The sequence below is a fragment of the Clostridium sartagoforme AAU1 genome, assembly GCF_000401215.1.
GTDB classification, from domain to species: Bacteria; Bacillota; Clostridia; order Clostridiales; family Clostridiaceae; genus Clostridium; species Clostridium sartagoforme.
Genome location: NZ_ASRV01000115.1, coordinates 1 through 1538, shown reverse-complemented (window position 1 = coordinate 1538; position 1538 = coordinate 1). Strand labels below are relative to the sequence as shown.

Below are 1538 nucleotides of genomic sequence, written 5' to 3'. Positions count from 1 at the left end.
TTTTTTCTTAACTCTATCCATACTGGAATATATGTAATTAAACCATTCATTTAAGCCTAGATCCTTACCAAACTTATTAACATATTCTATTTGAGAATCTATAACATATTCTTTTAAGGTATTTTCTATTCGTTCTTCTAGTGATGCTTCTAAGAACACTGTATTTCCATTATGAAAATGATCAAAGAAGTCTTGAGGAATAAAATTTTTGCCTATGTTTTTTCCTTCATCTTCAAAAACAATATGTTTAAAATCTTGTTCTATGCATTTAATTAAAGCATATGCTAAATTATTTTCAAGACTATTTTTAAAATTACCATTTTACATTTATTGACTTTTATAACAATATAAACTATAATTGTTGTAGGAAGGATTATAGTTGAATGTGCATATGCTTAGACTTATTTTACTTTATTATTTAGTGAGGTTGTTTTATGAATAAATTTCTAAAAAAAATAAACTTTAAATATATTACTATATCTATACTTATAGTAATATTATTAACATATTTTTCCCCCCTAAAAGCTATTGGAAATAATAGTCTTCAAGCTGGATTTCCTTTAAAGTTTCTTGTGGTATATGAAAGAAATTTTAATATAAATCTTTTTTCTTCTTTTGACTTTGACTTAGGAATCTTTATTTTAAATATATTTATAATTTATATATTAATCATTTTATCAAAAAACTTGATAAATAAAAAATTTAATTAATTTTAGGAATGATTAACATGAAAAATAATTTCTTAAAACTACTTTCTTCTTTACTATTACTTAGTATTATTGGACTAAACACAGTTACAGTAAAAGCTTATAGCTTTAACGACTTCCAACTAACTCAAGAGCAGCAAAGTCAAATAAATATTCAAATAGCGAATGATTTAAATTCATTTGCTCAAGAAAATGATATAAACGTAACTTTTGAAAATCTTAATTTTAATATTGATTATAATTTAATTAAAAGTCAAGAAGACCTTGAATTAGAAATATCAGAAGCCATTTCTCAATTAAAATCAGAACTAATTAACCTTAATACATCTATTGAAAGTAAACAGAAAAAAATATATATTCAGGAATAACTCCTTTTCTTGTAAATAACGGAAGTTATTATACTGCTAGAGTCGAAAATATTATTCCTGCTATCGGTTGGGGATACGTTAATCAAGATTTCAACGCTATAGTTTCTAGTGGTTATATAAGAGGTATTACTCTTTTAGGTGATTCATATAAAACTGGGGTAACTTTATCAGGTTGGACACCGGTGAGATCTTGGTACAACATTTCTAGTAATTCTAAATACGCTCAAATATATATGAAAGGTATTATAAGTTATATTTTTAAGGGATCAAATATCGATACTGCTGCAACCTTCAAGGAAACGCTGGGGACTAATGGAAATTCGGCGTTAATATCAGTTCACCATTCTGAATATCCAAATTAGCCAAATGAAGGTTTAATAAAAGTACTTTAGTGTTGGGATAGTAAAGACATTTGTATAAAATCAAGTGTCTTTACTATCTTTTTTATTCACCTTAGGTCTTC

General features: G+C 25.6%; 2 protein-coding genes and 1 pseudogene. 2 read left to right on the top strand and 1 reads right to left on the bottom strand.

What is annotated here, in order from left to right; all coding sequences use genetic code 11:
- A pseudogene (locus A500_RS22160) lies at window positions 1–291 on the bottom strand (tRNA 2-selenouridine(34) synthase MnmH); the annotation flags it as partial.
- Window positions 292–727: 436 nt separating this feature from the next.
- Between A500_RS22160 and A500_RS09090 the strand changes: the two are divergent.
- Window positions 728–1075, top strand: a complete 348-nt coding sequence (locus A500_RS09090) for a hypothetical protein (protein ID WP_016207283.1) — start codon at window positions 728–730, stop codon at window positions 1073–1075.
- 182 nt (window positions 1076–1257) lie between these two features.
- Window positions 1258–1437 (top strand): hypothetical protein, encoded by a 180-nt coding sequence (locus A500_RS20395; protein ID WP_157453637.1) that lies wholly within the window; start codon window positions 1258–1260, stop codon window positions 1435–1437.
- Window positions 1438–1538 lie beyond the last annotated feature (101 nt).

Coding starts and splice junctions, on each gene's coding strand:
- A500_RS09090 (WP_016207283.1), top strand. CDS start 728: ATGAAAAATAATTTCTTAAAACTACTTTCTTCTTTACTATTACTTAGT.